The sequence below is a fragment of the Chloroflexota bacterium genome (assembly GCA_018829775.1).
Lineage (GTDB): Bacteria > Chloroflexota > Dehalococcoidia > Dehalococcoidales > RBG-16-60-22 > E44-bin89.
Genome location: JAHJTL010000075.1, coordinates 30,664 through 53,509, shown reverse-complemented (window position 1 = coordinate 53,509; position 22,846 = coordinate 30,664). Strand labels below are relative to the sequence as shown.

Below are 22,846 nucleotides of genomic sequence, written 5' to 3'. Positions count from 1 at the left end.
GGGAGACAACCATGCCACAGGAATATGAAATCAATGAACTGGCCAAAGAGGAATCCTGGCGTATGTTCCGCATCATCGGTGAGCTGGTGGAGGGATTTGACCGGCTCTCGGGAGTAGAACCGGCCGTATCCATTTACGGTTCGGCCAGAGTGAAACCGGGTGATGAATTGTACAAGAAAACGGAAGAAATCGCCCGCCGACTTGGCGAGGCGGGATTCGCCGTAATCACCGGCGGCGGACCCGGCATTATGGAGGCAGCCAACAAGGGTGCTTCCGAAGCTGGTGTGAAATCCGTGGGCGTGAACATCGAGCTGCCTGAGGAACAGATGCCCAATACTTACTCCAATATCTCTCTTTCACTGCGCCATTTCTTTGTCCGCAAGGTGCTGCTGGTGAAATACGCCACCGCTTTCATCATCATGCCCGGCGGCCTCGGGACACTCGATGAGCTAACCGAGGTGCTGACGCTGATGCAAACTCACAAGATAAAGCCTTTCCCCGTGCTCCTATACGGCAGCGGCTACTGGAACGGCTTTCTCGATTGGCTGCGGGACTGCACGCTGGATAATAATTACATTTCCAAAGAAGACCTGCACCTGCTCCGTGTTTACGACGATGCCGAAGAAATCGTTGATGCGGTCCGTCAATGGTATCTGAACCAGGAAATTGCCGGTGGAAGTGCTGTAGCCAGATAGTTACAAGCGCTGGCACAATTGAGGGGGTGGGCTTTGTTACCGACCGAAAAATCCCAGATTCTAAAGAAGTCGCTGATTTTCTCCAGCCTGAACGAGGAAGAGCTTTCCGAACTGGTCGACCTGGCGGTTGAGCGCAGCTTCCAGCCTGATGAATTCATCTTCTGGGAGGACGATGAACCTGATTACTTCTACGTAATCGCCAGGGGAAGAATCAAAGTGGTCAAGCACTCGTCCTCGGGCAAAGAATTCATCATCGCCTTCTTTGGTCCCGGCGAAATGTTCGGCGAGGTAGCCGTTTTTGAAGGTAAGCCCTATCCGGCTTCCGCTCAAGTGATTTCGGCCAGCAAGGTGCTGGGCATCAAAAGGCAGAATTTTCTTGATTTTCTCGCCACCCACCCGCAGGTGGCACTGCGTATTATCAACATTCTTGGCGGTCGCCTCCGCGATGCGCAGGGTCGGCTCAAGGACCTTGCCGGGGAGAGAGTTCAGCAGAGGTTGGCCCGCATTCTGCTGATGCTGGCCTCCAGAATGGGCAACACTTTGCCCTTTACACGACAGGAGTTAGCCGATATGGCCGGTATGACCACGGAGACGGCTATCCGCCTGACCAGCGGGCTGCGCGAGAGGGGTATCATCCGTACCTCTCGAGGTCAGCTCGTCATCGTTGATGAGCCTAAACTCAGGCTGCTTGCCGAAGGCCCGCCAACCGTATAAGCAACAAATTCATATCCCGTTATATCAATTCCACGGCAAAAATGGCACTGTTCTGGCGCTTATGTGATGTAAATCATAGTCGGCAGCATAAAACGAAGGTATCATGGTAGTAGAAATAAATGATTCCATCAAACACTGGGGGTGGTTTTTATGATACGGTGTCCCGGCCAGGATATGCGAAAACTGAGGGTTTCTCTCCACAAGTGCTCGAACTGCGGCGCCGAGGTGGAGATTTTCTCTGATGAAATGCGGGTGAAATGTCAGAAATGCGGACAGTATGTGTACAAGGAGAAAACTCCGTCCTGCATTGACTGGTGCGCTGCCGCCCGCGAGTGCCTCGGTGAGGAGAGATGGAAACAACTCAAAGGTGAAGAGCAAACAGCAAAGGAGAAGTGAACATGACTACCAGACAGCTTAAGAAAATAATCAAGATTGATGAAGAGAAGTGCAATGGCTGCGGCCTCTGCGTGCCTTCCTGTGCCGAGGGAGCCCTCCAGATAATAGATGGTAAGGCAAAACTGGTGCGCGAGCAGTACTGCGACGGCCTTGGTGCCTGCCTGGGAGAGTGCCCACAGGGAGCACTTATCATTGAAGAGCGAGAAGTCGAAGAATTCGACGAGGAAGCAGTGGCCCATCATCTGCATCCTATCGCGCATGAGCCTGAACTTCCCTGCGGCTGCCCTTCGGCGACTGTCGCGCAGTTCCAGCGTGAAACATCGGAGCTGCCGGAATCAGCCGCAACCGGACCCATCGCATCAATGCTCACCCAGTGGCCGGTGCAGTTGACCCTGGTGCCGCCTTCGGCACCGTTTCTGCAGGGGGCTGATATCCTGCTGACCGCCGACTGCGTTCCCTTTGCCTACGCTGATTTTCACCGGGAGTTCCTGCAAAATCGCGCCCTGCTGGTAGCCTGCCCCAAGCTGGACGACTTTGGTGCCCACCTGAATAAACTGGTCGCCATTCTGCATCAGGCGGAACCCCGCAGCATCACCGTGGTGCACATGGAGGTGCCCTGCTGCTCCGGACTGGTGTACATGGCGCAAAAGGCCATCGAGGCCAGCGGCTCAAATATCCCGCTTTACGATGTGACCGTTGGCGTCAGAGGAACCATACTATCGCGCGACGAACCGGTGCTATCGGTTTCGACTTGATAAGCGAAGGCCAAATAACTAGAATACTCTGGTGAGCCATAAAATTACTCTGGGCATCGGTAATCCGCTGGGCGGCGACGATGCCGTTGGCTCATTTGTCGTCAGAAGAGTAAACGAGAAGCGGCAGGGAAAAGCCGGTGCCGAACGTCCAGGGGCTTCCCGCCAACAGGATATCACCGCCATAGACGCCGGCACCGCGCCAGAGAACTACACTTCAATCATCCGCAGGAATCGGCCGGAACAGTTAATACTGGTTGATGCCGCGGATATGGGGCTATCCCCGGGGTCAATAAGGTTATTATCGCCGGAAAAAATTGCCACCTTATCTTTTTCCACGCACAGTATGCCATTATCGGCATTCGTCTCATACGTCAGCGAGTTCTGTGGACAGGTGTACATTATTGGCATTCAGCCTGAGCGGACGGAAACCGGGGACAGGCTTTCCGGACCGGTGCGAAAAAGCGGTGAGCGTGTGGTTGATTTGATACTGAACGACCGCCTGGACGAAATCAGCGCGCTGGGGTAAGCGAGCCTTAGATGCCAGTTTATTCTTCTTCCGATGAGGACTCCGCCTCGGCGCCTTTTGCTTTCCTCTTTACTGAGCCGGGGAGTTCGCCGCTGTCGGTGACTATCAGTTCGTCGGCGAATTTATCATAGCTGGAGAGCAGGAACTCCTCGGTCATGGCCAGCGTATGCACGGGGCACACATCAACGCACTGGGCACAGAAGCAGCACTGGGAGATGAATATCTTGACCTTTCTCTCTTCAGGCAGAAACTCGATGGCGCTGGTGGGGCAGACTTTCACACATAGCTGACAGCCGGTGCAGTTCTCCCGGTCGTAGGCGATTTTACCCCGGAACTGCGGCGGCACCGCAATCGGCGGATTCAATGCCACTTCCTGCTTGGCCACCTTATCGAGCAGGTCGAGTGTCGACTCCGGCGCATATTTGGCCGGAAAGAGATTGGTCGCCGGTTTCAAAAAAAGCTGTTTAATTATCGTAATCGCAGCTTCCCACATATCATACCTCAAAACATGGAGTCAACCCAGATAAGCAACATGCCGACAAGTGCTACGGCGGTCATGGCAAGAACGTATACCGCACTGGCCTGCGTGATTTTAAATCGCGCCATACCGGCACGTATCAGCGTGATACTGAAGAACATGATAACGAAGACCTTGACCAGGAAGAACAGCCCATCGATGATGCCCGCCGGCAGCGCCATCTGCACCCCGATATAGGGCGACAGGTTGTAGGGGATGAACAGCGCCACCACCACCGCTACCATGGCAAAGGCCTTGATGACGTCCGCCAAGTAGAACAGGAGAAGGTTTCTTCCCGAATATTCAACCAGCATCCCGCCGGCGATTTCCGTTTCCGCCTCGGCGATGTCAAACGGAACCTTGGCTGCCTCTCCGACGGTCACTACCCCAAGAGCAAGCAGCATCAACGCCGCCCCGGCAATGCCCACCGGTCCCAGCAGGCTCCATATCGGATACGCTGTTATGGTGGTCAGGAGGAACGGGTTCGCGGTGGTGACCTGGCTGATTTTCCAGGCGATGGTCAGAGCCACCACTGCCAGCGGCAGCTCGTAGCTCATCATGATTATCATCTCCCGCTGGGCGCCCACAGTAGCATACGGGGAACTGGAAGCGAACCCACCGGCGACAAAGGCAAGCGAGGGCACGATGAGCAGATACAGCACCAGTATCACATCGCCGTACCGGCCAAGCAATGCTTGCTGACCGAAAAGCGGAATATACAGGAGCAGCACACCGGTGGAAATGACGGCGAGGAAAGGTGCCGCCGTGAACAGCCACGGAATGGCGCCCCTCGGTATAATGCTCTCTTTCATGAGCAGCTTCTGCACATCGCGGAAGGGCTGTACTATAGGAGGGCCGACCCTTCCCTGCATATGTGCCACCAGCTTGCGGTCAACGCCCCGATACAGCATACCGAAGAAAGCACCAATGGCCACGACAATGGCGGAGCCAATGATGATGACTATGGCATTAATCCACAGGGTGTCTCCTAATAAATTCATCTTCGCAACTCTTTCGTCTTTTGTACGGAGAGCCGGTGCATCTCTTCATAGTCCATTACGGACTTCTTTCCCGTGGCCCGGTCGGTAATAATCATCCGATTGGTGCAGGACATACACGGGTCAATAGAAGCAAACGCGATGGGTACATCTGCAATCTGCATGCCCTTGAGCATGGTGGGCACGGCCATCAGGTTGACATAGGTCGGCGCCCTGACTTTCCATGTGGAGAGGGTGCTCTCTCCTGACTCCAGGCGTACATAGTGGATGTCCTCGCCGCGCGGCGCTTCAACGCGCCCCACACCCTCGCCGGCGGCATCGGTAAGCATACGCTGCAGCCTCGTTATCTTCGGCTCCGTGATTATGGGGCCTTCCGGCATATTGGCAATGCACTCTTCGATGATTTCAATCGACTGCGCTACCTCGAGCAGACGGACGATGATGCGGTCATAGACATCGCCAACCACGGTACCGGTGACGATATCGGGTGTAATCGCCTTGACGTTCATATCAGCATAGGCCGAATACGGCTGGTCCTGCCTTACATCCTTCGGCACACCGCTGGCTCTCACCGTCGGACCCACTGTAATCAGCTTCAAAGCATCCTCCGCGCTCAGTATGCCGACGTTCCTGGTCCTCATCTTTACCGTTTCGTCCTCGAGGAAAATCCGCCTCAGCTGCTCGAAAATGCTCTTGTAGTAGTCCAGACCCTGACGTATCCGCGGCAATTGCTCCGCGGTAATATCCCTTCTGACGCCTCCGAACTGGAAAATTGCCTTGGTTATCCGGTTGCCGAAGACATACTCAATCACGTCCATGATTTCTTCACGGACTCTCCAGGTCAGATAAAAGACGGTGTCAAAGCCTATCTCATGGGCGGCTACCCCCGCCCACAGAATGTGGGAGTGGATTCTCTCCATCTCGGCGGCGATGACCCTGATATACTCGGCACGGTCCGGCACCGCGATGTCCGCCGCCTGCTCCACGGCCAGAGCCAGACAGTATGGATGGCAGACGTTACAAATGCCGCATATCCTCTCGGCAAGGTACAGCGTCTGGATGGGGTTGTTGCGGTTCATCCCCAGCCATTCAATGCTGCGGTGAACCTGCCCCAGGTGAATATCAACGTCGACTACCTGCTCACCGTCTATCTCAAGGTCGAGCTGTACCGGCTCCTTGAGCGCCGGGTGAATTGGCCCTATCGGTATGGTATAGGTCGTTTTTTCCGTCTCATTGACTGCCATATTAGCTACTACCCTTCCTTATCTTTCCCCTTATCTTTCCCCTTTGGCTTTCTTCCCGGCAGCACCCGGAGGTATTCCTCCAGTTTCTTCTCATCTTTTCTCCACGGGTATATACCTTCAGGAAGGTCACCAACAAGGAATAATCTCCTTCCGTCCGGTATGTCGATAACCTCTACCCCCATCATCTCCTGCGTCTCGCGCTCGGTGAAGATGGCGCCGGGGATAAGGTCGGTTATGGTTGGTATCGTCAGGTCTTTCTTGGGCAGGGTAACCCGAAGCCCCAGGCTTAGTTCCTCCAGATGATTGCCGTAGTATATGGTGAAGTGGTATATCAGCTCCACGTCATTTCCCAGGTCGCTCGATGAGATAATGGCGAAATGAGGATATTGCTGAATGCGGCAGATATGCTCCACCGCATTCCGGAATGCCTTCTTCCTGACATGTATCCAGATGCTGCGGAAACGGTTCTTCTTGACGGCGACCTCGCGTTCGTAGATTGTGCCGTCAATAAAATCGTCGCCCAGCGCTTTCTTGAAGCTATCAACGATTTCCTGAGGAGTGAGCCTCTCCAACTATGAAACCTCCTGCCTAGCCAGCGTTTCCAGCTTGGCCCAGGCCTTTACCACCCCTTCGATAATCGCCTCCGGCCGGGGAGGGCAGCCGGGAACGTAAACGTCCACCGGTATTATCTGGTCTATTGGCCCAACCAGACTGTAAGCTTCATGAAAGACATCGCCTTCAATACCGCAATTGCCTATCGCCATAACCACTTTAGGGTCGGGGGTCTGCTCGTAAACACGTCGCACGCTATCCTCCATGCTGCGCCCCACCGGCCCGGTAGCGAGCAGGACATCGGCGTGGCGCGGCGAGCCCACCAGCATGATGCCGAAACGCTCGACATCGTAGCGTGGCGTCAGCACGGCCAGAATCTCAATATCACAGCCGTTACAGGAACCGGTGTTGAGGTGGTATACCCAGAGTGCTCGGTTAAATGCCTTTAAATTCATCGTCCTTCCTGAAATATATTCTCCATTCTAACTTGTCAAGACCAGTATCAGAACGGTGAGCGCTATTATGGCTACCAGCCACAGCATATAGTCATTGATAATCCCGGTATGTGGTCGCATCATGGTGCTGTAAAATCCTTTCAGCGCCTCGAAAAAGCCCCAGTATATGTTATGCGCCGGAATGTGGCGCTGTTCGGCTGGTGGAACCTGGATGCCGGAGAGAAAGACATCGGTCTGCGCCGTCCCTTTCTTGTACCGTTTCTGACCGCGACTTCTCACATAGAGCGCAATGGCTGCCAGAACCAGCAGCGCCACCAGCCAGACGATTGGGCTCCAGACCGCATATCCGTACATTAAAACTGACAACTCCCTATCTCCTGACCTCTATTTACCTTTCCCTTTATTAATTACCTCTAGGGCGCAGCCCCCATAACACCGTTAATGTATGACGCCTGGTCAATCAGGGCGTCCGTCGCCGGCGCAACGATGGTATCCACCACCAGACCGGGAAAGATGCTGAAGAAGATGATGCAGGCCACCATTATGCCCATGCCGATAATCATCGACTTGGGGACTTCCCGAACCTCGCGGTAGGCGGGCATTTCCGGCCCGGTGAAGGCGGAATAAAATACCTTGGTGAAGGAAGCCAGTGTCACCAGCGATACAAACATGGCAATGATGGAAAGCAACGGATTGAACCGGAATACCGATTCATAGATAAGCAGCTTCGAGGCAAACCCGTTGAACGGTGGAATCCCGGAAATGGCGAGCGCCCCGATGATGAAGAAAATCGTCGTCCATTTCATGTTATGGGCCAGGCCGCCCATCTTGTTCAAATCCCTGGTCCCGATGCGAAAGAAGATGGCTTCCGCGGTGAGGAAGAGCATACCCTTATAGAGGGCATTGTTTATGATGTGGAATATGCCACCGTTCATGGCATCCCTTCCGTAGTTGGCCAGCGCTACGGGGTCGGTGAGCACTGCCAGCCCCACGCCCACGCCGAGCAGCATGTAACCGCTCTGCGAGATGGCGTGGTAGGCCATGAGGCGCTTGATATCCGTCTGATAAATCGCCATCATGACGCCGATAAACATGCTGAGCACGCCCAGGATGATGACCACCCAGCCTATTGGCATGGTATCAAATTGGCCGCCATACAGGGTAAAGGTAACCCGGTAGAGGGCATACATGGAGGCGGCGCTGGACATATAAATCATGGGCGTGATACCAGCCGGCGCCACGGCGTATGTATCCGGCGCCCACATATGCAGGGGAACACCTGCCAGCTTCATGACGAAGGCGATGGCCAGCATGGCGAGGGCAATCATGTCCAGGGTGTTGAATTGCATAGTATTTGCCAGCGCGGCGATGCTCAGCAAATTATATTGACCGTATAATATGCCAATGGCAAAGAGCACCAGCAGAGCACTGACCGCAGAAATGACGATGTACTTGAAACCGCCCTCTACGGCATCAGCCAGGTTGACGCGGTATGAGGCAAGGCCAGCACCGGCGATGGACAGTATCTCGAGGAAGACGAACAGGTTGAACATGTCACCGGTGAATACCAAGCCAATCATTCCCACATACAAAAGCATGAACAGCGAATAGAACCGGTCCTGCCCGGTCTCATTTTTCACAAACTGGAGGGAGTAGACCAGCGCTGCCAGCGCGACCACCGTTATGGTCAGGCCCATGAATATGGAGATGCCGTCCACCTGGAACATGATGCGCACCGGCACCATATACCCTTCCGGTCTGGCCAGTTCCGGTACCGAAGCGCCCAGGGTATAGATGCGAGCACCGTTCGCATAGATATCTATGGCCAGGATGGCAACCAGGAACGTGACAAAGCCGAGAAGAGAGACATTAAAGGTATCTCTTACCTTACTGCCTAACCGGCTGAGCAGCGGTATGATAAATGCTGCCAGCAGCGGTATAGCCACAATCAGTATCGGCGAGTGTACGGTTAAGTACTCCAAACTCTACCCTTTCAGCAATCTCGATTTTTTGGCGTCAATATCTCCCATGTGGCGGTAGATATACATCACCATGGTCAGCATCAGTGCAATCACGGAAACCGTGATGACGATGTTGGTCAGGGTCAGTGCCTGCGGCACGGGCAGCACCATAACGCCCTCCGGTGTAGCCGTATAGATGGGAGCAACGCCCCCCGCCCGGTACCCCAGAGCTATCAGAAACAGGTTGACCCCGGAGCTTAAAATGGCGACACCCATCACGATTTTTATAAGATTCCGCTTGAACAGAAAAATGAACAGAGCCACACCCACCAGGAGCGCTGCGGCAACAAATGGGATATTAAAAGGAATATACTGCATCATTCTTCCATCTCCTCCCCGCTGGAAAATAGCGCCATGGCGAGAACAATCGCCGATAGTCCAGCCATAACCTTCAGCCCGACACCGAAGTTCATCAGCGGAATGACTCCTCCCGTCCATACGTTACCCGGATTGGGGCCGGTGGGAGGAATACCGCCGAACACGGGGGTGCCAACCAGGAAATTGTAGAAGAAGATGGTGCCCATACCGGCAAAGGCCATGCCGATAAATATCAGTGCGCCGCTGCTTTCCACCACAGAGAGATGGCTCTCGCGAAGCGATTTTTTAATCTCGCTGGAGCCAAACGCCGCGATTAGCATTACCACACCGGAAGCGACGACGGCACCACCCTGGAAGCCTCCGCCCGGCGTGACATGCCCGTGCATGATAATATACAGTCCAAATATCAATATAAACAGTATCAGCTGGTTCGATATGGTGCGCACGATTTTAGACAGCATCTACAGTTTGTTCTCCTTCCTTTTCAAAGCCCGGAAGAGCATTAACACCCCGGTCACTGCCGTGAAGAGCACCGTAGCCTCTCCCAGCGTGTCCAGACCTCGGTAATCAAACAGCACTGCCGCCACTACATTGTTGTTTGCCGTTTCCGCCTGAGAATTGGCAATCATATAATCATCCATATCGGAAGGCGGGTAGCCAAACGGATGCATGAGCAGCGCCCCGGTGATGAGGAACGCCACCAGTGTTATCAAAACAAACCAAGCAAAAACCTGTCTCATCGTTACTCCATACGCTTCGTTGCCCTGATGGCAATAATAAAGATAGCCGTCGTTACCGCCGCGCCAATGCCAGCTTCAGCAATAGCCACGTCAGGGGCACGCAGCAGATAAAACTCTACTGCCATGAGAAGACTCATCATCGCCAGTGCTATTGTGGCATACAGAAGGTCCCGGAATATGGCCACAAATATGGCGCAGATAACTATGGCCAGCGGCGTTATGATATGCAGGACGGCGGCTTCAATCATTAATTTCCTTCCCTTCAAGGTCATCAACAACGGCTCTGGCGGGCTTTTCGCCGCTGCGATGCGCTGCCCGAGCAATCGCATGCGCACCCGTCGCGTTGGTAACGAGCAGAATAACAAGCGCAATTACGGCGTGTATGGAGAGAATGGACTGGGATGAGTAAGTTCCTTCCATTGCCCAGATGCCGGCTGACTGTACGATAACAGCCAGAATAAGGAATATCGAGCCAAATGTGGTGCACTTCGTGGCGGCGTGCAGTCTGGTGTACACGTCGGGAAATCGGTGCAGCCCGAAGACACCGACCACGTTAAAGAACAGGCCAATCACAATAAATATATAGGTTATTACATTCAATGCACCCATTTAAAACTTCTTTCCTTCGATGAATCTGGCCATGTAAAGCGTCATTATAAACGAGAGCACCGCATAGACAATGGCGACATCAACAAAGACGACCTGATTGAACATTATTGCCAGGACCACCAGAAGGGCAACAACCAGCGTATTGGTGGTGTCAAAGGCAACAAGGCGGGTTGGCGCTCCCGGCCCGATGAATACCCTGGCAACGCACACTAGAACGCAGACTGCCACCACGATTGTTACCGGAAGCCACATTATCCCGCTATCCTCCTTGCCCAGTCGGGGAAATTGTTACAAATCGGATGGTAGTCTCTGGGCATCTCCTTGAGTACATCGGGTTGCACGTTTATCCAGTGCACGTACAGGTCGTTGGTTTCCTCGTCCACGTCAACGCTCAAAGTCCCCGGCGTCAGGGTGATGGAATTGGCCAGGATGGTGAGCGCCATGTCGTTTTTCAAATTGGGGGAGATTTTCACGATGCCCGGATTTATCCTGCCGGTGAGAACACGATAGGCAACGTCAATATTTGCCTGCGCCATGGCAAAGAAAAAGGGGAACAGATAAATGAGCCAGATAAACCACCTGGCTGGATTGAGCATGCGCAGGCTTTTCTTGAGGTATCTGTTCTTGACCAGAGCGGCAACCGCCAGGGCAAAGATTGCCCCGATGATTAACTCTGCTCTATTCCAAAGAAGTAAATTGCCGGAACCGATAGTTAGAATTAGGTACAGTAAATAGGCAACAACCGCTGTTATTAAAAATCTCATACCGAACTATATTTAAAAAAATTATCCGGCTAAGTTACGGTAACGGTTTGAGCAAGCTAATTATGCTTCGGGCACACAATTATCGAATAGAATACCAGATGCGTCATATTCTTGTCAATATTACTGTAAAATTTATTTTAAAACAAATCAAAAAATTTATGAATTTCAGGTATTTTGTATAATCAAAACGAGCAGAATGACGGAAGCATTTAAGGATAAAATTTCGCTGGCATTCCTCCTTGAATAAGCCTATAACTAGTGGTATAACAATAGTGTCAAACGTCTTGCAAACAGGCATCAGACCGGGGGAAAGCATGGATATCAAGAAATATGAAGTTCCAGTCAGTAAATTGCGCTGGGAATGCGACCCGAATATCTTTGAATTCGATCACACCAAGAACCTGGCTCCGCTGCGCGAGTTCGTTGGTCAGGACCGCGCGATACGTGCCATTGAGTTTGGCCTTTCCATGGACCGTGAGGGCTACAATATCTATGTTGCCGGCCTGACCGGTACCGGCAAGACCACCGTGGTGAAAACCTACATCCAGCGGCTGGTGGAAAGAAAAAAAGTGGAGGAGAAACGCCAGCTTGAAGACTGGTGCTACCTTTATAACTTCGCCGACCCCGACCGGCCACAGATTATAAGCCTGCCGCAGGGAAAGGGGAAGCCTTTTCGCGACCAGATAAAAAACCTGCTGCAAAAACTCAAAGAGGAACTGGCCAAGGCTTTCTCCGGCGAGGAGTACACCTCGGAGAGAAAAAAGGCGGTGGAGGAAAGCCAGACCAGGCAGCAGAAGCTCCTTGAAGAAACCGCCGAGGAAGCACAGCGACAGGGCTTTCAGTTGCAGATGACTTCGGTGGGACCGGCGCTGTTTCCGGTGGTTGACGGCAAGGCCGTTTCCCAGGCCGATTATCTGGCACTGGACAGGTCGGTGCGCAAGGGAATAGAGAAGAGACGAAACGAGCTGCTCAAGAGAGTGCGTGCCACCTTTGAGAAAATACGTGAAGTTGAAAGCCAGACCGTGGAAAAGCTACAGAACACGGATAAAACGGTCGCCGATTTCACCATCTCCCGCCTTTTCCGGGACCTGCTCAATGCCTACAAGGGCTCGGAAAAAATCATGCAGTACCTCAATGACCTCAAGTCTTTCACCCTGGATAACCTGGATATGTTCAAGGAAAGGGAAGAGCCGCAGCCATCACCGATGCTTGGCATCACCCCGAGCCAGATGATGGGCGGCCGAGAGCCTTTTTTGCCTTTCCAGGTGAATATATTTGTCGATAACAGCGCCACCGAGGGGCCGCCCGTGATAACGGAGCCAAACCCAAACTACGCCAACCTGTTTGGCAAAATCGAGCGTCGCTTCCTCTTTGGCGGTTACCTCAGCGACCATACCATGTTGAAGCCGGGAGCGCTGCAGCTGGCCAACGGCGGCTACCTGCTGCTCAGTGCCAATGATGTCTTGACCAATCCTGCCGTCTGGCCGGCTTTGAAACGCGCCATCAGAACCAAAGAAGTCCGCATTGAAGACCCTTTTGAGCAGTTTGGCCTCATCGCTCCGCAGGGGTTGAAGCCACAGCCGATGCCGACCAACGTCAAAGTAATCCTCATCGGTGATGGCATGCTCTACCAGCTCCTCTCCATGTACGACGAGGACTTCTGGGAGATATTCAAGGTAAAAGCCGACTTCGATTTCCAGCTCGACAAAACGAACCCGAACCTCAAGGCCTTTGCCGCCTTCATCGCCGGCTACTGTGAGGAGTGCGAGCTGCACCATTTCGACCGCGCCGGCGTGGCCAAGGTGGTGGAGTACGCGGCGCGCGTGGTTGGCGACCAGGAGAAGCTGTCTTCCCGTTTTTCCTGGATAAAAGAGCTGGTGGAGGAGGCGGAGTTCTGGGCGCGGCGTGATGGAGCATCGCTGGTCAGCGCCGGGCATGTGGAAAAAGCAACGGAGGAGCGGCGCTTCCGCCATAACCTGCCCGATGAGCGCATCAGCGAGCTTATCGAGCGCGGCACCATCTTCATCGATACCACCGGCGAAGTGGTCGGCCAGGTGAACGGCCTGGCTATCTACAGTCTGGGGGACGTTACCTTTGGCAAGCCCTCCCGCATTACCTGCAAGACTTTCCTCGGCCGCAGCGGCGTCATCAATATCGAGCGGGAATCCCAGCTCAGCGGTCGCATCCACGACAAGGGTGTCCTCATCCTGAGCGGCTATCTGGGCTGGAGGTACGCCCAGGAGCACCCTCTATCTCTTTCGGCAAGCCTGTGCTTCGAGCAGTCCTACGAGGGCGTGGAGGGAGACAGCGCCTCATCCACCGAACTCTACGCTCTGCTTTCCAGTCTTTCGGACATACCGCTCAAGCAGAACATCGCCGTGACCGGCTCGGTGAACCAGAAGGGTGAAGTCCAGCCCATTGGCGGGGTCAACCAAAAAATCGAGGGGTTTTACCAGGTCTGCCGTGCCAAGGGAATAAATGGCGACCAGGGAGTGGTAATACCCAGGGCCAACCTGAGAAACCTGATGCTGCGTCCCGAGGTGACAGAGGCAGTAAAGGAAGGAAAGTTCCATATCTATGCCGTCAGCACGGTTGACGAGGGCATTGAGGTCCTCACCGGCGTGGCGGCGGGCAAGCGGGGGAAGAACGGCAAATACCCGGCGGGCACTATCAATCGCAAAGTGGCCGATACCTTGAAGGAAATGGCGGATAAGCTAAAGAAATTCTACGGCCTATCCAATGAGGAAAGGGAGAAAAAGAAGCCAGCACGTTAACCGATATATTGAGCCAACCTCTCGCCCAGCGTAAACGCCTCTTTCAGCATATCAGGGTGTTCTTTTATCTCACCCCTTTTGTCCACCCCCCGAACCAGCAGCTCATCGCTATACTCCACGCCGAAGGCCTGGAAGAAGTATTTTATGGTAAGTATTGAGCCCTCAAATAACTGTTTTCCCTTCGTCGCCCCCACACCGATGAACACACCCTTCTTCGTAGAGTCAGGCAGAGTTTTCAGCACGTTCCTTCTCACCCACAGCGCCTGGCAGCGGTCGATGAGCGCTTTCAACTGCGCGGTAACTCCATAGAAGAACATGGGCGACGCCACGATGATGCCGTCAGCCTCCAGAAGCTTGGGGATAATAATGTCCATATCGTCGCGGATGACGCAGTTGCCATCCTTGAGACAGCCGTAATACTCGCGACAGGGCGTTATCTTCATCTTGTCCACAACGAGCTTTTCTACCTCGGCCTGCCCCTTCTGTGCCCCTCTCAAAGCTTCTTCCAGAAGCAGGTCGGTATTGCCTTTTACCCTCGGGCTGCCCATTATTCCCAGGACTTTCAAAGTTCTTTCCCTTCCTTATATATTTTAATATATATTACTGGGGCTTTTCCTTTCGCTTGATGAGGAGCCAGTTTCTACCGTCGGTGTGAATGAGCACGTAGGCCCCGGATAGCTTTTGTCCCTGCAGGTCGAATTCAAGTTCTTTGGGGGATTTTCTATCCAGCCGGAACGTACCACTGTCCCATATCTCGACTGTGCCGCCACCATACTCACCTTCCGGTATGGTCCCGGCGAAGTCTATGTACTCCACAGGATGGTCTTCCGTCTGCACAGCCAGACGCCTTACGCCGGGCGCGTCCGGCACACCCCTGGGCACCGCCCAGCTTTTCAGCACGCCTTCAATCTCCAGGCGGAAATCGTAGTGCAGATGGCTTGCCTGGTGCTTCTGCACCACGAAGCGATTCCCCTCTTCACTATCCACCTCACCCGCTGGCTCCGGCGTTTTGTCGAATTTTCGCTTCTGACAGTACTCATCAAGTCCCATGTTTCCCTCGCAACCGAGTGGCGACGCCAATGGTGAGTGATATTATAGTGCCAGCTTTTCTGCCAGTCAAGTAAAGTGACCTCTTGACATGCGAAGGGTACAGGCATATTATATTGCCACAATAAATAAATGTCTGCAATGTGATATAAATCACAGAAGGCCATCTTATGACAGCCTATAATAAATAAAATCGGTGAAGTAGTTTAACAAACTTTAGCTATTCTGAAAACGGAAAGGGAGATGAACAGATGTATAAGAAAATAATGGTACCAATGGACGGCTCTGAGCTGGCGGAATGTGTGCTGGCGCACGTCCAGACCATAGCCGAGGCCAAGGGAGTGCAGACGGTCGTCTTCGTTCGCGTCGTGGAGCCACTCAGTATGATGCCGGTTCGCGGGGAAACGGGCTGGCTCACCGAAGAGGAAATGAAACAGGTGGATGTCAAAAGCAAAGCGGTTGCGGAGAGCTATCTTGAACAGCTGGTGAGCGGACTTGACTACGGAAAGGTCGCCATCCAAAAAGAGGTTCTGGTCGGAAGGGCAGCGGAGCAGCTGGCCGAATATGCTGGCAAGAATGATATCGACTTCATTATCGTGGCCACACATGGTCGCTCCGGAGTAAGCCGATGGGTCTGGGGAAGCGTGGCCGACCGATTGCTTCGCTCGGCACACGTACCGGTTCTGATGGTGCGCTCTCCCGGATGCGCACCACGCTCTTGATTTAAAAATACTATAAGGAGGGATGTACTATGGCCTATCAGGCAAAGGACTACAGCTATCTCATAGGCATCGAAGGTTTCAGCGAAACGCTGCTGAAAAACCATTTCACTTTGTATCAGGGATATGTCAACAACACCAACAAGCTGATGGAACTGCTGAACAGCAAGGCGAAGGATGCTACGAATCCGGAATATGCAGAGCTGAAGCGACGTTTTGGCTTTGAGTTCAACGGTATGAGGCTGCATGAATACTATTTCGAGAACTTTATCTGTCCGACGACCATACCGGAAGCGGTGACCAAGAAGCTGGAGGAGGCGTTTGGCAGCTATGAAGCCTGGGAGCAGGATTTCAAGGCCACCGGCTCAATGCGCGGTATCGGCTGGGCGATTCTATACCAGGACAATGTTACCGGCCAGCTTTTCAACCAGTGGATAAATGAGCACGAGGTTGGTCACCTCGCCGGCTGCAAGCCCATTCTCGTCATGGACGTTTTCGAGCATGCCTTCATGACCGATTACGGATTGAAACGTGCCGACTACATCGCTGCCTTTTTCAAGAACATAAACTGGGAAATCGTTGAAAAAAGGCTCAGCTGATGCTTTCTGGCATTATGGCTCATACATGGCAATGCTACGATGAGGCAGTTTTATGAATAAGCGTGCTCTGATGAAGCATCTGTACGTGGCCTCCCTTGCGCTGTTATTACTGGCATTGTCCATCTTCGGCATATCCTGTCGGGAATCGGCACTCGAGCCAGCACCAGCACAAAGCCCAGCCACACATCAAGAACCATCGGAGGAGTGGAAACCTGATGGCGTAATCGGCAGCGGTGAGTACCTGAGTGAGGCGTCTCATGCGAATGGGGCTCACGAACTTTTCTGGAACAGTGACCAGCAGTATATATATATTGGCATGAGGGCTAAGACCAGCGGCTGGGTGGCCATGGCGGTCCAGCCCGGGAGCAAAATGAAGGACGCCGATATGGTCTTCGGCTACGTTGAGGATGGAGAGGTCACCGTTCTCGACCTGTACAGCACCGGCAATTTCGGTCCCCACCCCCCTGACACCGAGCTGGGCGGCACCGATGACATCATTGAGTACGGGGGTGCGGAAGCGGATGGCTACACCACCATCGAATTCAAACGGGCACTGGCCACTGGGGACCAGTATGACCAGGAGCTATCCAGCGGTAAAAATCAGATAATCTGGTCTTTCGGTTCTCGCGATGATTTTAGCCTGAAGCACTCCAACCGCGGCTACGGTGAAATCGACCTTCCGCCGCGCTAACCTGTACAACGGAGGTAGCTATGGAATCTTTCTATGACATTGCTCCACGGGTTATATTTCTTCTCGGCATTGTGAACCTGTTAACAGGCCTGCTCATTTTCTTCTCCTGCCGTTGCCTGCCGGGTTCAAAGATAGGCGCTGCCCTGATGCAGCGCCGGCTATACAAAAGCTTCTACAAATGGCACTGTCACCTCTGGAAGGTGTTCTGGCCTTCCGTGATGGTGCACGCGGTCCTCGCTTTAATTTTCTTCGGCTGGCCCGGCTAAAACCCCCGGAAACAGTCGCCATGTGGGGTGAGACAAAAGTCGCTGACCGGATGTCAGCAACAGGCGTATGATAGATAGATAAAAAAGAGGAGGTGCCCAGATGACAGAGCAAATTTGTCCGGCTTGCGGCTGCGCCATTACCGGCGAGGGCCACGCAAAAGAGGGTGTTCTTTACTGCTGTAAGCCCTGTGCTACGGGTGGACAGTGCGAGTGTGGCTGCTGTGAAATTGTAGAAGAAGAGAAGAAATAAAATTGTCCAGCGGGTTGAGGTGAGGCTGCTCAGCGTCTATAATATTACTTGATGTAATGATTAGGGAGGAAATGGATGGGTGATGAGACGCGACCACGCCTCACCGAGACCGTTCATGGCGCGGGTTGAGCTTGTAAAATAGGTCCGGGAGACCTCAACAAGGCATTAGCCGATCTTCCTTTAGTCTCTCATCCCAACTTGATCGCGGGCATGGAGAGAGCCGAAGACGCTGGCGTGTACAAGCTGACCGACGACCTGGCGGTTATCCAGACGCTGGACTTTTTCACGCCTATCGTGGATGACCCATATTCATTCGGGCAGGTGGCTGCGGCCAATGCGCTGAGCGACGTGTACGCCATGGGTGGCCGACCGCTTACCGCCATGAATATCGTCTGTTTCCCGATAAAGACCATGGACATATCTGTCCTGAAAGAGATTCTGGCCGGCGGACTGGAAAAAGTGCACGAGGCGGGTGCCATTTTGGTGGGCGGCCATACCGTTGAAGACGCCGAACTGAAGTACGGACTTTCCGTTACCGGCGTCATCCACCCGGCAAAAGTGGTTTTCAATACCGGTGCCCAGGTTGGCGACAAACTGATTTTGACCAAACCGCTGGGCACTGGCATTATCAGCACCGCAATAAAAGGCGGTGTAGCGAGTGCCGGTGCGGAAGCCAAAATCGTGAAGAGTATGACCACACTCAATCGAAAAGCGGCCGAACTGATGCAGGAGACAGGTGTTCATGCCGGCACTGATGTCACCGGTTTCGGATTTCTCGGCCACGCCTGCGAAATGATTGAGGGCAGCGACGTTGGCATGGTAATCCATTCCGCAGCGGTGCCTTTCTTCGCTGAAGCCAGAGAGTATGCCGAAAAGGACCTGACTCCCGGTGGGCTGCACCGCAATCGCGAATTCCGCGCCAGTATGGTCTCCATGGAGAGGTCCGTCCCGGATTATATGGCCGATATCCTTTTTGACCCTCAGACGTCAGGAGGGCTGCTTATATCAGTGGCACCCGAGAAAGCCCGGAAGCTGCTGGAAAGAATGCATCAGGAAGGTATTGAGGAAGCGGCTCTGGTTGGTGAAGTCCTTGCCGAACCGAAGGGAAAAATAATCGTAGATTAAACCGCTGTTAATTGACAAAAACAGCTTATCCTGATTAAATGGTGCATTGTAATTCCTTTGTTAAGGGGGTCGAGTGATGAAAAGAGTTTTACTCCTGGCGGGTATTGCGATAGTGCTGCTGGTGCTTGTGGTAACCGGCTGTGGCGGCAAAGGTATTGTCGTGGGTTCAAAGATAGATACCGAAGGTGCCTTGCTGTCCCAAATGATTATTTTACTGATGCAGGATAACGGGTTTGACGTCGTCGATAAGTCAGGGACCGGGCCAACGCAGGTGGTGCGCAAGGCGATTCAGAGCGGCGAGATTGACATCTACCCCGAATACACCGGCAACGGCGCTTTCTTCTTCGATGAGACGGAATCGGATGTCTGGAATGATGCCCAGAAGGGCTGGGAACGGGTGAAGCAGCTCGACTTCGAGGCGTACGGCATCGTCTGGCTCAAATCAGCACCGGCCAACAACACCTGGGCCATCGCCATACCGGGGGAACTTGCTGAGAAGGAAGGCATCCGCAGCCTGGAGGACTTTGCTGATTATGTAAACCGTGGCGGTTACGTCAAGCTGGTCGGCTCAGAGGAGTTTGTCACCAGTCCCGTTGCCCTCCCCGCCTTCCAGGAGGCCTATGGTTTCACCCTTAAAGAAGACCAGCTCTTAACGCTCTCCGGCGGCAACACGGCGCAGACAGAAAAGGCGGCGGCTGAGGGGACGGATGGCGTTAACGCCGCCATGGCTTACGGCACCGATGGTTCACTGGCAGCGCTCGGTCTGGTTGTCCTGAGCGACCCCCAAAATGTCCAGCCCGTCTATGAGCCGGCACCGATTATCCGCGACGAAGTCCTGGAAAAGCACCCGGAGATTGAGTCCATTCTCAACCCGGTATTCCAAACCCTTGACCTGGAGACGCTGCAGGCCCTGAATGCCAAGATCGCCTTTGAGGGACAGGGCGCCGTTGATGTGGCCCGCGACTACCTCGTCGCCAATGGTTTCCTGAAATAACGCCTTTGAGGATATGAAGAATGATGATTCGGCAATGGGTCACCCGTAACAGCGTGGCCGTTACCGGGTCCATCATCGGCCTCTTTTCACTTCCCTTTGGCTGGCTGACGCTCAAGACCAGCCGACTTGCCGCCGGAACGAGCCTGCCGCTCTGGGAGGTTTTTGGCTGGAGTGTGGTGGCGGTCATTATTATACTATGGCTTGTCTGTCTGGCTCTCAGCCTTACGGAAAGAAATAAGTGGCGCTCTATCACCGCCGGCATTACCGCCAATGTGATCCTTATCCTGACCTTCATCTTCGCCGGGCTGGAAGCAACCAGGCTTACCGCAACCAGTACGGCGTTTGCCCGCGTTTCACTGAGCACCGGTGTCTGGATTACCATGGCCGCCGTCTATGTTCTGATATTTGCCGCCCGCCAGAACCTGCAGAACGATAGAGTCTGGCAGAATGTTATCTCCTGGGCCGGACTGGCCGCTGTGGTAACTCTTTTGCTTACCGGATGGCTGAACAACATATCCGTGGTTCAGGAGTTTCTCGGTCGCGAGTCACGGTTCCAGCAGGAGGTGGTCAAACATATTCTGCTCTTCGGTGGCAGCGTAACGGCGGGCACGCTCATCGGCATCCCGCTGGGCATCTGGGCGGCGCGGAGTCGCCGTGCCGAGAAACCGATTATCTACTTCGCCAACATCACCCAGACCATACCCAGCCTCGCCCTTTTCGGCCTGCTCATCGCGCCGCTTTCCGCCCTGTCTTTTGCTTTCCCCGCGCTGCGTGAATTCGGCATTCGAGGCGTGGGTGTGGCACCGGCGCTCATTGCCCTTATTATCTATTCGCTGCTGCCCATCGTCAGGAACACCTTTGTTGGCCTGCGCCAGCTTGACCCGGCGGTAATCGATGCCGGTCTGGGCATGGGGATGAGCCGACCCCAGGTCTTCCGTCGACTTGAAGTTCCCCTCGCTGCCCCGCTTGTACTGGAAGGGGTCAGAACCGCCTCGGTGCAGGCGGTGGGATTGACCGCGGTGGCGGCGCTCATCGGCGCGGGGGGGCTGGGCTGGTTCGTCTTTCAGGGGCTGGGGCAGGCCGCTCCCGACCTCATCATACTCGGCGCCATCCCCATAATCGTCCTCGCGCTGGTCGTGGATGCGGTGATGCGGACGGTGGTCCGGGTCAGCACCCCGAAAGGACTGGCAGCGGGAGCATCATGATAAAACTGGAGCAAGTTACCAAAAAATACGGTGAGACAGTCGCCGTCAACGGCCTCTCCCTTGAGGTGAACGAGGGTGAGGTATGTGTCCTTATCGGTCCGTCGGGCTGCGGCAAGACGACCACCCTGCGGATGATAAACCGCCTCATCGAGCCGACCGCCGGTCGCATTCTGGTCAATGGAAAGGACGCCGGTCAGGTTAAACCGGAGCAACTGCGTCGGTCCATCGGCTATGCCATCCAGAGCGTGGGGCTCTTTCCCCACCTCACCGTGGCCGCCAATATCGCCACCGTGCCGGAGCTGCTGCACTGGAATAAGCCACGCATTGCCAATCGGGTCGAAGAGCTGCTGACGCTCGTCGGGCTCTCACCTGCCGAGTATGCTGGCAAATATCCAAATCAGCTTTCCGGCGGCGAAGCACAGCGGATTGGCGTGGCCCGTGCCCTGGCCGCCGACCCGCCGATACTGCTCATGGATGAGCCTTTCGGCGCCGTCGACCCGCTGACCCGGGAAAGACTGCAGGCCCAGTTCGTGGCCATCCAGCAGGAGCTGAAAAAAACGGTCATCCTGGTCACCCACGACCTCGATGAAGCTATCAGACTGGCCGACCGTATCGCCATCATGGCGGCGGGAAAGCTGGTACAGTACGACACGCCGGAGACGATACTTTCTAAGCCAGCCAACAAGTTTGTCCACGACTTCGTCGGCACGGACCGTGCTCTCAAACGGCTCTCCCGCATCAGCGTGGAACGCTTCATCAGGCCGGCGGCTTCGGTGGCGCTAAGCGCTTCCACCAAAGAAGCGGAGACCGTTATCGGTAGCGGAAGGTCGGCCTGGGTGGTTGATAAAAATGGTCGATTAATCGGCTGGATAGACCGGGCCAGCCTGTCGGAAGTCACTTCGGTAAAGCAAGCCGTTGTTATCCAGGATACTAAAGATATCTCCCTCCTGAGCAGCGCCACGTTACGTGAGGCCCTCTCCCGCATGCTGGGACAGGGATTTAAGAGCATTCCCGTGGTCGATGATAATATGCACCTCATTGGCGAGTTAACCATGAGCGATGTCGAGGCGGCAACCGCCGAGGCGGAGGAATAACCCATGCGCAACCGACAGACATGGCGCTGGATTATCCTGGCGATATCGAGCGCGGCCTTCGTTGCCCTCATCGCCAACATGGGGATATGGGAAGCATCCCTCAGGCACCTGTTCCCGCAGGAATCGCAGGTACTTCACCCCCGCGCTGGACTGCTAACTCTGGTCGTGGAACACCTAGGGCTGGTCGGCATCTCCAGCAGCCTGACCATACTCATCGGCGTACCGCTCGGCATATGGGTAACCCGTCCCAGCGGTCGCGATTTCCTGCCCATCATCACCGACCTCACCTCATTCGGCCAGACGTTTCCCCCGGTGGCGGTTCTGGCCCTGGCCGTACCCATGCTCGGCTTTGGCCTGCTGCCGACGGTGGTTGCATTGTTTCTCTACGGTCTACTTCCCGTGGTGCGTAACACCATTGCCGGCCTGCGCTCCGTGCCCCCTGACGTGCTCGATGCCGCCTATGGTATGGGGATGAGCCGGCTGCGGGCGCTCTTTCGCATCGAGATTCCGCTGGCGGCACGGGTCATTCTGGCCGGCGTGCGTATCAGCGTTATCATCAATATCGGCACGGCCATGATTGGAGCGGCAATCGGGGCCGGTGGGCTCGGCTCGCCGATAATTGCCGGACTGGTGCAGGACAACCTCGCCTACATCATCGAAGGCGCCGTGCCGGCGGCCATCCTGGCCGTCCTCGCCGACCAGCTTCTGGCCAATATAGAAGGTAGCTTCGCCTACATCCCTGAGGAAGCCAGGCCCTGACTGGTGTATAATTTGAATA

At 54.4% G+C, this 22,846-nt stretch carries 32 protein-coding genes; 16 read left to right on the top strand and 16 right to left on the bottom strand.

The genetic code is table 11. From position 1 onward, the window contains the following. Positions 1–11: 11 nt before the first annotated feature. From KKD83_07300 to hycI, 5 genes are all read left to right on the top strand, one after another. Positions 12–695: a TIGR00730 family Rossman fold protein gene (locus KKD83_07300; GenBank protein MBU2535953.1), complete on the top strand. Its 684-nt coding sequence runs from the start codon at positions 12–14 to the stop codon at positions 693–695. A gap of 33 nt (positions 696–728) precedes the next feature. Next, positions 729–1,409: a Crp/Fnr family transcriptional regulator gene (locus KKD83_07295; protein MBU2535952.1), complete on the top strand. Its 681-nt coding sequence runs from the start codon at positions 729–731 to the stop codon at positions 1,407–1,409. Positions 1,410–1,559: 150 nt separating this feature from the next. Continuing rightward, positions 1,560–1,805 (top strand): phosphohydrolase, encoded by a 246-nt coding sequence (locus tag KKD83_07290; protein MBU2535951.1) that lies wholly within the window; start codon positions 1,560–1,562, stop codon positions 1,803–1,805. A 2-nt stretch (positions 1,806–1,807) separates the two neighbouring features. Further along, the gene (locus KKD83_07285) at positions 1,808–2,560 is read left to right on the top strand and encodes a 4Fe-4S binding protein (protein MBU2535950.1); all 753 of its coding nucleotides are present in this window, start codon (positions 1,808–1,810) and stop codon (positions 2,558–2,560) included. A 31-nt stretch (positions 2,561–2,591) separates the two neighbouring features. Further along, complete coding sequence (gene hycI, locus KKD83_07280; protein ID MBU2535949.1) at positions 2,592–3,086, top strand: hydrogenase maturation peptidase HycI; 495 nt, start codon at positions 2,592–2,594, stop codon at positions 3,084–3,086. Between the two features lie 19 nt (positions 3,087–3,105). On the opposite strand, the gene KKD83_07275 is transcribed toward hycI, so the two are convergent. The 14 genes from KKD83_07275 to KKD83_07210 are packed head-to-tail and all read right to left on the bottom strand — an operon-like array spanning position 3,106 to position 11,304. Further along, positions 3,106–3,579, bottom strand: a complete 474-nt coding sequence (locus KKD83_07275) for a 4Fe-4S dicluster domain-containing protein (GenBank protein ID MBU2535948.1) — start codon at positions 3,577–3,579, stop codon at positions 3,106–3,108. An 8-nt stretch (positions 3,580–3,587) separates the two neighbouring features. Continuing rightward, positions 3,588–4,604, bottom strand: coding sequence for an NADH-quinone oxidoreductase subunit H (locus tag KKD83_07270; protein ID MBU2535947.1), 1,017 nt, complete (start codon positions 4,602–4,604; stop codon positions 3,588–3,590). After that, positions 4,601–5,845, bottom strand: a complete 1,245-nt coding sequence (locus tag KKD83_07265) for a nickel-dependent hydrogenase large subunit (GenBank protein MBU2535946.1) — start codon at positions 5,843–5,845, stop codon at positions 4,601–4,603. Before KKD83_07265 ends, KKD83_07270 begins: the two co-directional genes overlap by 4 nt. Positions 5,846–5,853: 8 nt before the next feature. Further along, a complete protein-coding gene (locus KKD83_07260) occupies positions 5,854–6,417 on the bottom strand; it encodes an NADH-quinone oxidoreductase subunit C (GenBank protein ID MBU2535945.1) in 564 nt (187 codons plus the stop codon). After that, positions 6,418–6,852, bottom strand: a complete 435-nt coding sequence (locus KKD83_07255; protein ID MBU2535944.1) for an NADH-quinone oxidoreductase subunit B family protein — start codon at positions 6,850–6,852, stop codon at positions 6,418–6,420. It abuts the gene before it with no gap. A gap of 27 nt (positions 6,853–6,879) precedes the next feature. Then, the gene (locus KKD83_07250; GenBank protein ID MBU2535943.1) at positions 6,880–7,218 is read right to left on the bottom strand and encodes a hydrogenase; all 339 of its coding nucleotides are present in this window, start codon (positions 7,216–7,218) and stop codon (positions 6,880–6,882) included. Between the two features lie 47 nt (positions 7,219–7,265). After that, positions 7,266–8,834 (bottom strand): NADH:ubiquinone oxidoreductase, encoded by a 1,569-nt coding sequence (locus tag KKD83_07245; GenBank protein ID MBU2535942.1) that lies wholly within the window; start codon positions 8,832–8,834, stop codon positions 7,266–7,268. Positions 8,835–8,837: 3 nt separating this feature from the next. Continuing rightward, positions 8,838–9,191, bottom strand: a complete 354-nt coding sequence (locus KKD83_07240) for a cation:proton antiporter subunit C (protein MBU2535941.1) — start codon at positions 9,189–9,191, stop codon at positions 8,838–8,840. Continuing rightward, positions 9,191–9,652 (bottom strand): sodium:proton antiporter, encoded by a 462-nt coding sequence (locus KKD83_07235; GenBank protein MBU2535940.1) that lies wholly within the window; start codon positions 9,650–9,652, stop codon positions 9,191–9,193. The genes KKD83_07240 and KKD83_07235 overlap by 1 nt, the downstream gene beginning before the upstream one ends. Further along, the gene (locus KKD83_07230; protein ID MBU2535939.1) at positions 9,653–9,931 is read right to left on the bottom strand and encodes a hypothetical protein; all 279 of its coding nucleotides are present in this window, start codon (positions 9,929–9,931) and stop codon (positions 9,653–9,655) included. It lies immediately after the preceding gene. A 2-nt stretch (positions 9,932–9,933) separates the two neighbouring features. Then, a complete protein-coding gene (locus KKD83_07225; GenBank protein MBU2535938.1) occupies positions 9,934–10,179 on the bottom strand; it encodes a DUF4040 domain-containing protein in 246 nt (81 codons plus the stop codon). Next, the gene (gene mnhG / locus KKD83_07220) at positions 10,172–10,540 is read right to left on the bottom strand and encodes a monovalent cation/H(+) antiporter subunit G (GenBank protein MBU2535937.1); all 369 of its coding nucleotides are present in this window, start codon (positions 10,538–10,540) and stop codon (positions 10,172–10,174) included. Before mnhG ends, KKD83_07225 begins: the two co-directional genes overlap by 8 nt. Continuing rightward, a complete protein-coding gene (locus tag KKD83_07215; protein MBU2535936.1) occupies positions 10,541–10,792 on the bottom strand; it encodes a cation:proton antiporter in 252 nt (83 codons plus the stop codon). Next, entirely contained in the window at positions 10,792–11,304 is a 513-nt protein-coding gene (locus KKD83_07210; protein MBU2535935.1) for a Na+/H+ antiporter subunit E, read from the bottom strand. Before KKD83_07210 ends, KKD83_07215 begins: the two co-directional genes overlap by 1 nt. Positions 11,305–11,618: 314 nt before the next feature. Here KKD83_07210 and KKD83_07205 point away from each other — a divergent pair, with 314 nt between their 5' ends. Then, positions 11,619–14,078 carry an AAA family ATPase gene (locus tag KKD83_07205; protein ID MBU2535934.1) on the top strand — a complete coding sequence of 820 codons (2,460 nt, stop codon included), beginning with the start codon at positions 11,619–11,621 and terminating at the stop codon, positions 14,076–14,078. Here KKD83_07205 and KKD83_07200 read toward each other — a convergent pair. Together KKD83_07200 and KKD83_07195 are read right to left on the bottom strand one after the other, a co-directional pair. After that, positions 14,075–14,644, bottom strand: a complete 570-nt coding sequence (locus KKD83_07200) for a flavodoxin family protein (protein MBU2535933.1) — start codon at positions 14,642–14,644, stop codon at positions 14,075–14,077. The genes KKD83_07205 and KKD83_07200 overlap by 4 nt on opposite strands. A 34-nt stretch (positions 14,645–14,678) precedes the next feature. Next, the gene (locus tag KKD83_07195) at positions 14,679–15,128 is read right to left on the bottom strand and encodes a 3'-phosphoesterase (GenBank protein ID MBU2535932.1); all 450 of its coding nucleotides are present in this window, start codon (positions 15,126–15,128) and stop codon (positions 14,679–14,681) included. A gap of 248 nt (positions 15,129–15,376) precedes the next feature. Between KKD83_07195 and KKD83_07190 the strand changes: the two genes are divergently transcribed. The 10 genes from KKD83_07190 (at position 15,377) to KKD83_07145 (ending at position 22,827) form a co-directional block, all read left to right on the top strand. After that, positions 15,377–15,847: a universal stress protein gene (locus KKD83_07190; protein MBU2535931.1), complete on the top strand. Its 471-nt coding sequence runs from the start codon at positions 15,377–15,379 to the stop codon at positions 15,845–15,847. A gap of 29 nt (positions 15,848–15,876) precedes the next feature. Continuing rightward, positions 15,877–16,443, top strand: coding sequence for a superoxide dismutase (locus tag KKD83_07185; GenBank protein MBU2535930.1), 567 nt, complete (start codon positions 15,877–15,879; stop codon positions 16,441–16,443). 52 nt (positions 16,444–16,495) lie between these two features. Continuing rightward, positions 16,496–17,134: a hypothetical protein gene (locus KKD83_07180; protein ID MBU2535929.1), complete on the top strand. Its 639-nt coding sequence runs from the start codon at positions 16,496–16,498 to the stop codon at positions 17,132–17,134. A gap of 20 nt (positions 17,135–17,154) precedes the next feature. After that, positions 17,155–17,400, top strand: a complete 246-nt coding sequence (locus KKD83_07175; GenBank protein MBU2535928.1) for a hypothetical protein — start codon at positions 17,155–17,157, stop codon at positions 17,398–17,400. Positions 17,401–17,500: 100 nt separating this feature from the next. Further along, a complete protein-coding gene (locus tag KKD83_07170) occupies positions 17,501–17,650 on the top strand; it encodes a hypothetical protein (protein MBU2535927.1) in 150 nt (49 codons plus the stop codon). Positions 17,651–17,725: 75 nt separating this feature from the next. After that, a complete protein-coding gene (gene selD, locus KKD83_07165) occupies positions 17,726–18,775 on the top strand; it encodes a selenide, water dikinase SelD (protein MBU2535926.1) in 1,050 nt (349 codons plus the stop codon). Positions 18,776–18,851: 76 nt separating this feature from the next. Then, complete coding sequence (locus tag KKD83_07160; protein ID MBU2535925.1) at positions 18,852–19,769, top strand: ABC transporter substrate-binding protein; 918 nt, start codon at positions 18,852–18,854, stop codon at positions 19,767–19,769. 20 nt (positions 19,770–19,789) lie between these two features. After that, positions 19,790–20,974 carry an ABC transporter permease gene (locus KKD83_07155; protein ID MBU2535924.1) on the top strand — a complete coding sequence of 395 codons (1,185 nt, stop codon included), beginning with the start codon at positions 19,790–19,792 and terminating at the stop codon, positions 20,972–20,974. Beyond that, a complete protein-coding gene (locus tag KKD83_07150; GenBank protein ID MBU2535923.1) occupies positions 20,971–22,068 on the top strand; it encodes a betaine/proline/choline family ABC transporter ATP-binding protein in 1,098 nt (365 codons plus the stop codon). The genes KKD83_07155 and KKD83_07150 overlap by 4 nt, the downstream gene beginning before the upstream one ends. A 3-nt stretch (positions 22,069–22,071) precedes the next feature. Then, the gene (locus tag KKD83_07145) at positions 22,072–22,827 is read left to right on the top strand and encodes an ABC transporter permease (GenBank protein ID MBU2535922.1); all 756 of its coding nucleotides are present in this window, start codon (positions 22,072–22,074) and stop codon (positions 22,825–22,827) included. Positions 22,828–22,846 lie beyond the last annotated feature (19 nt).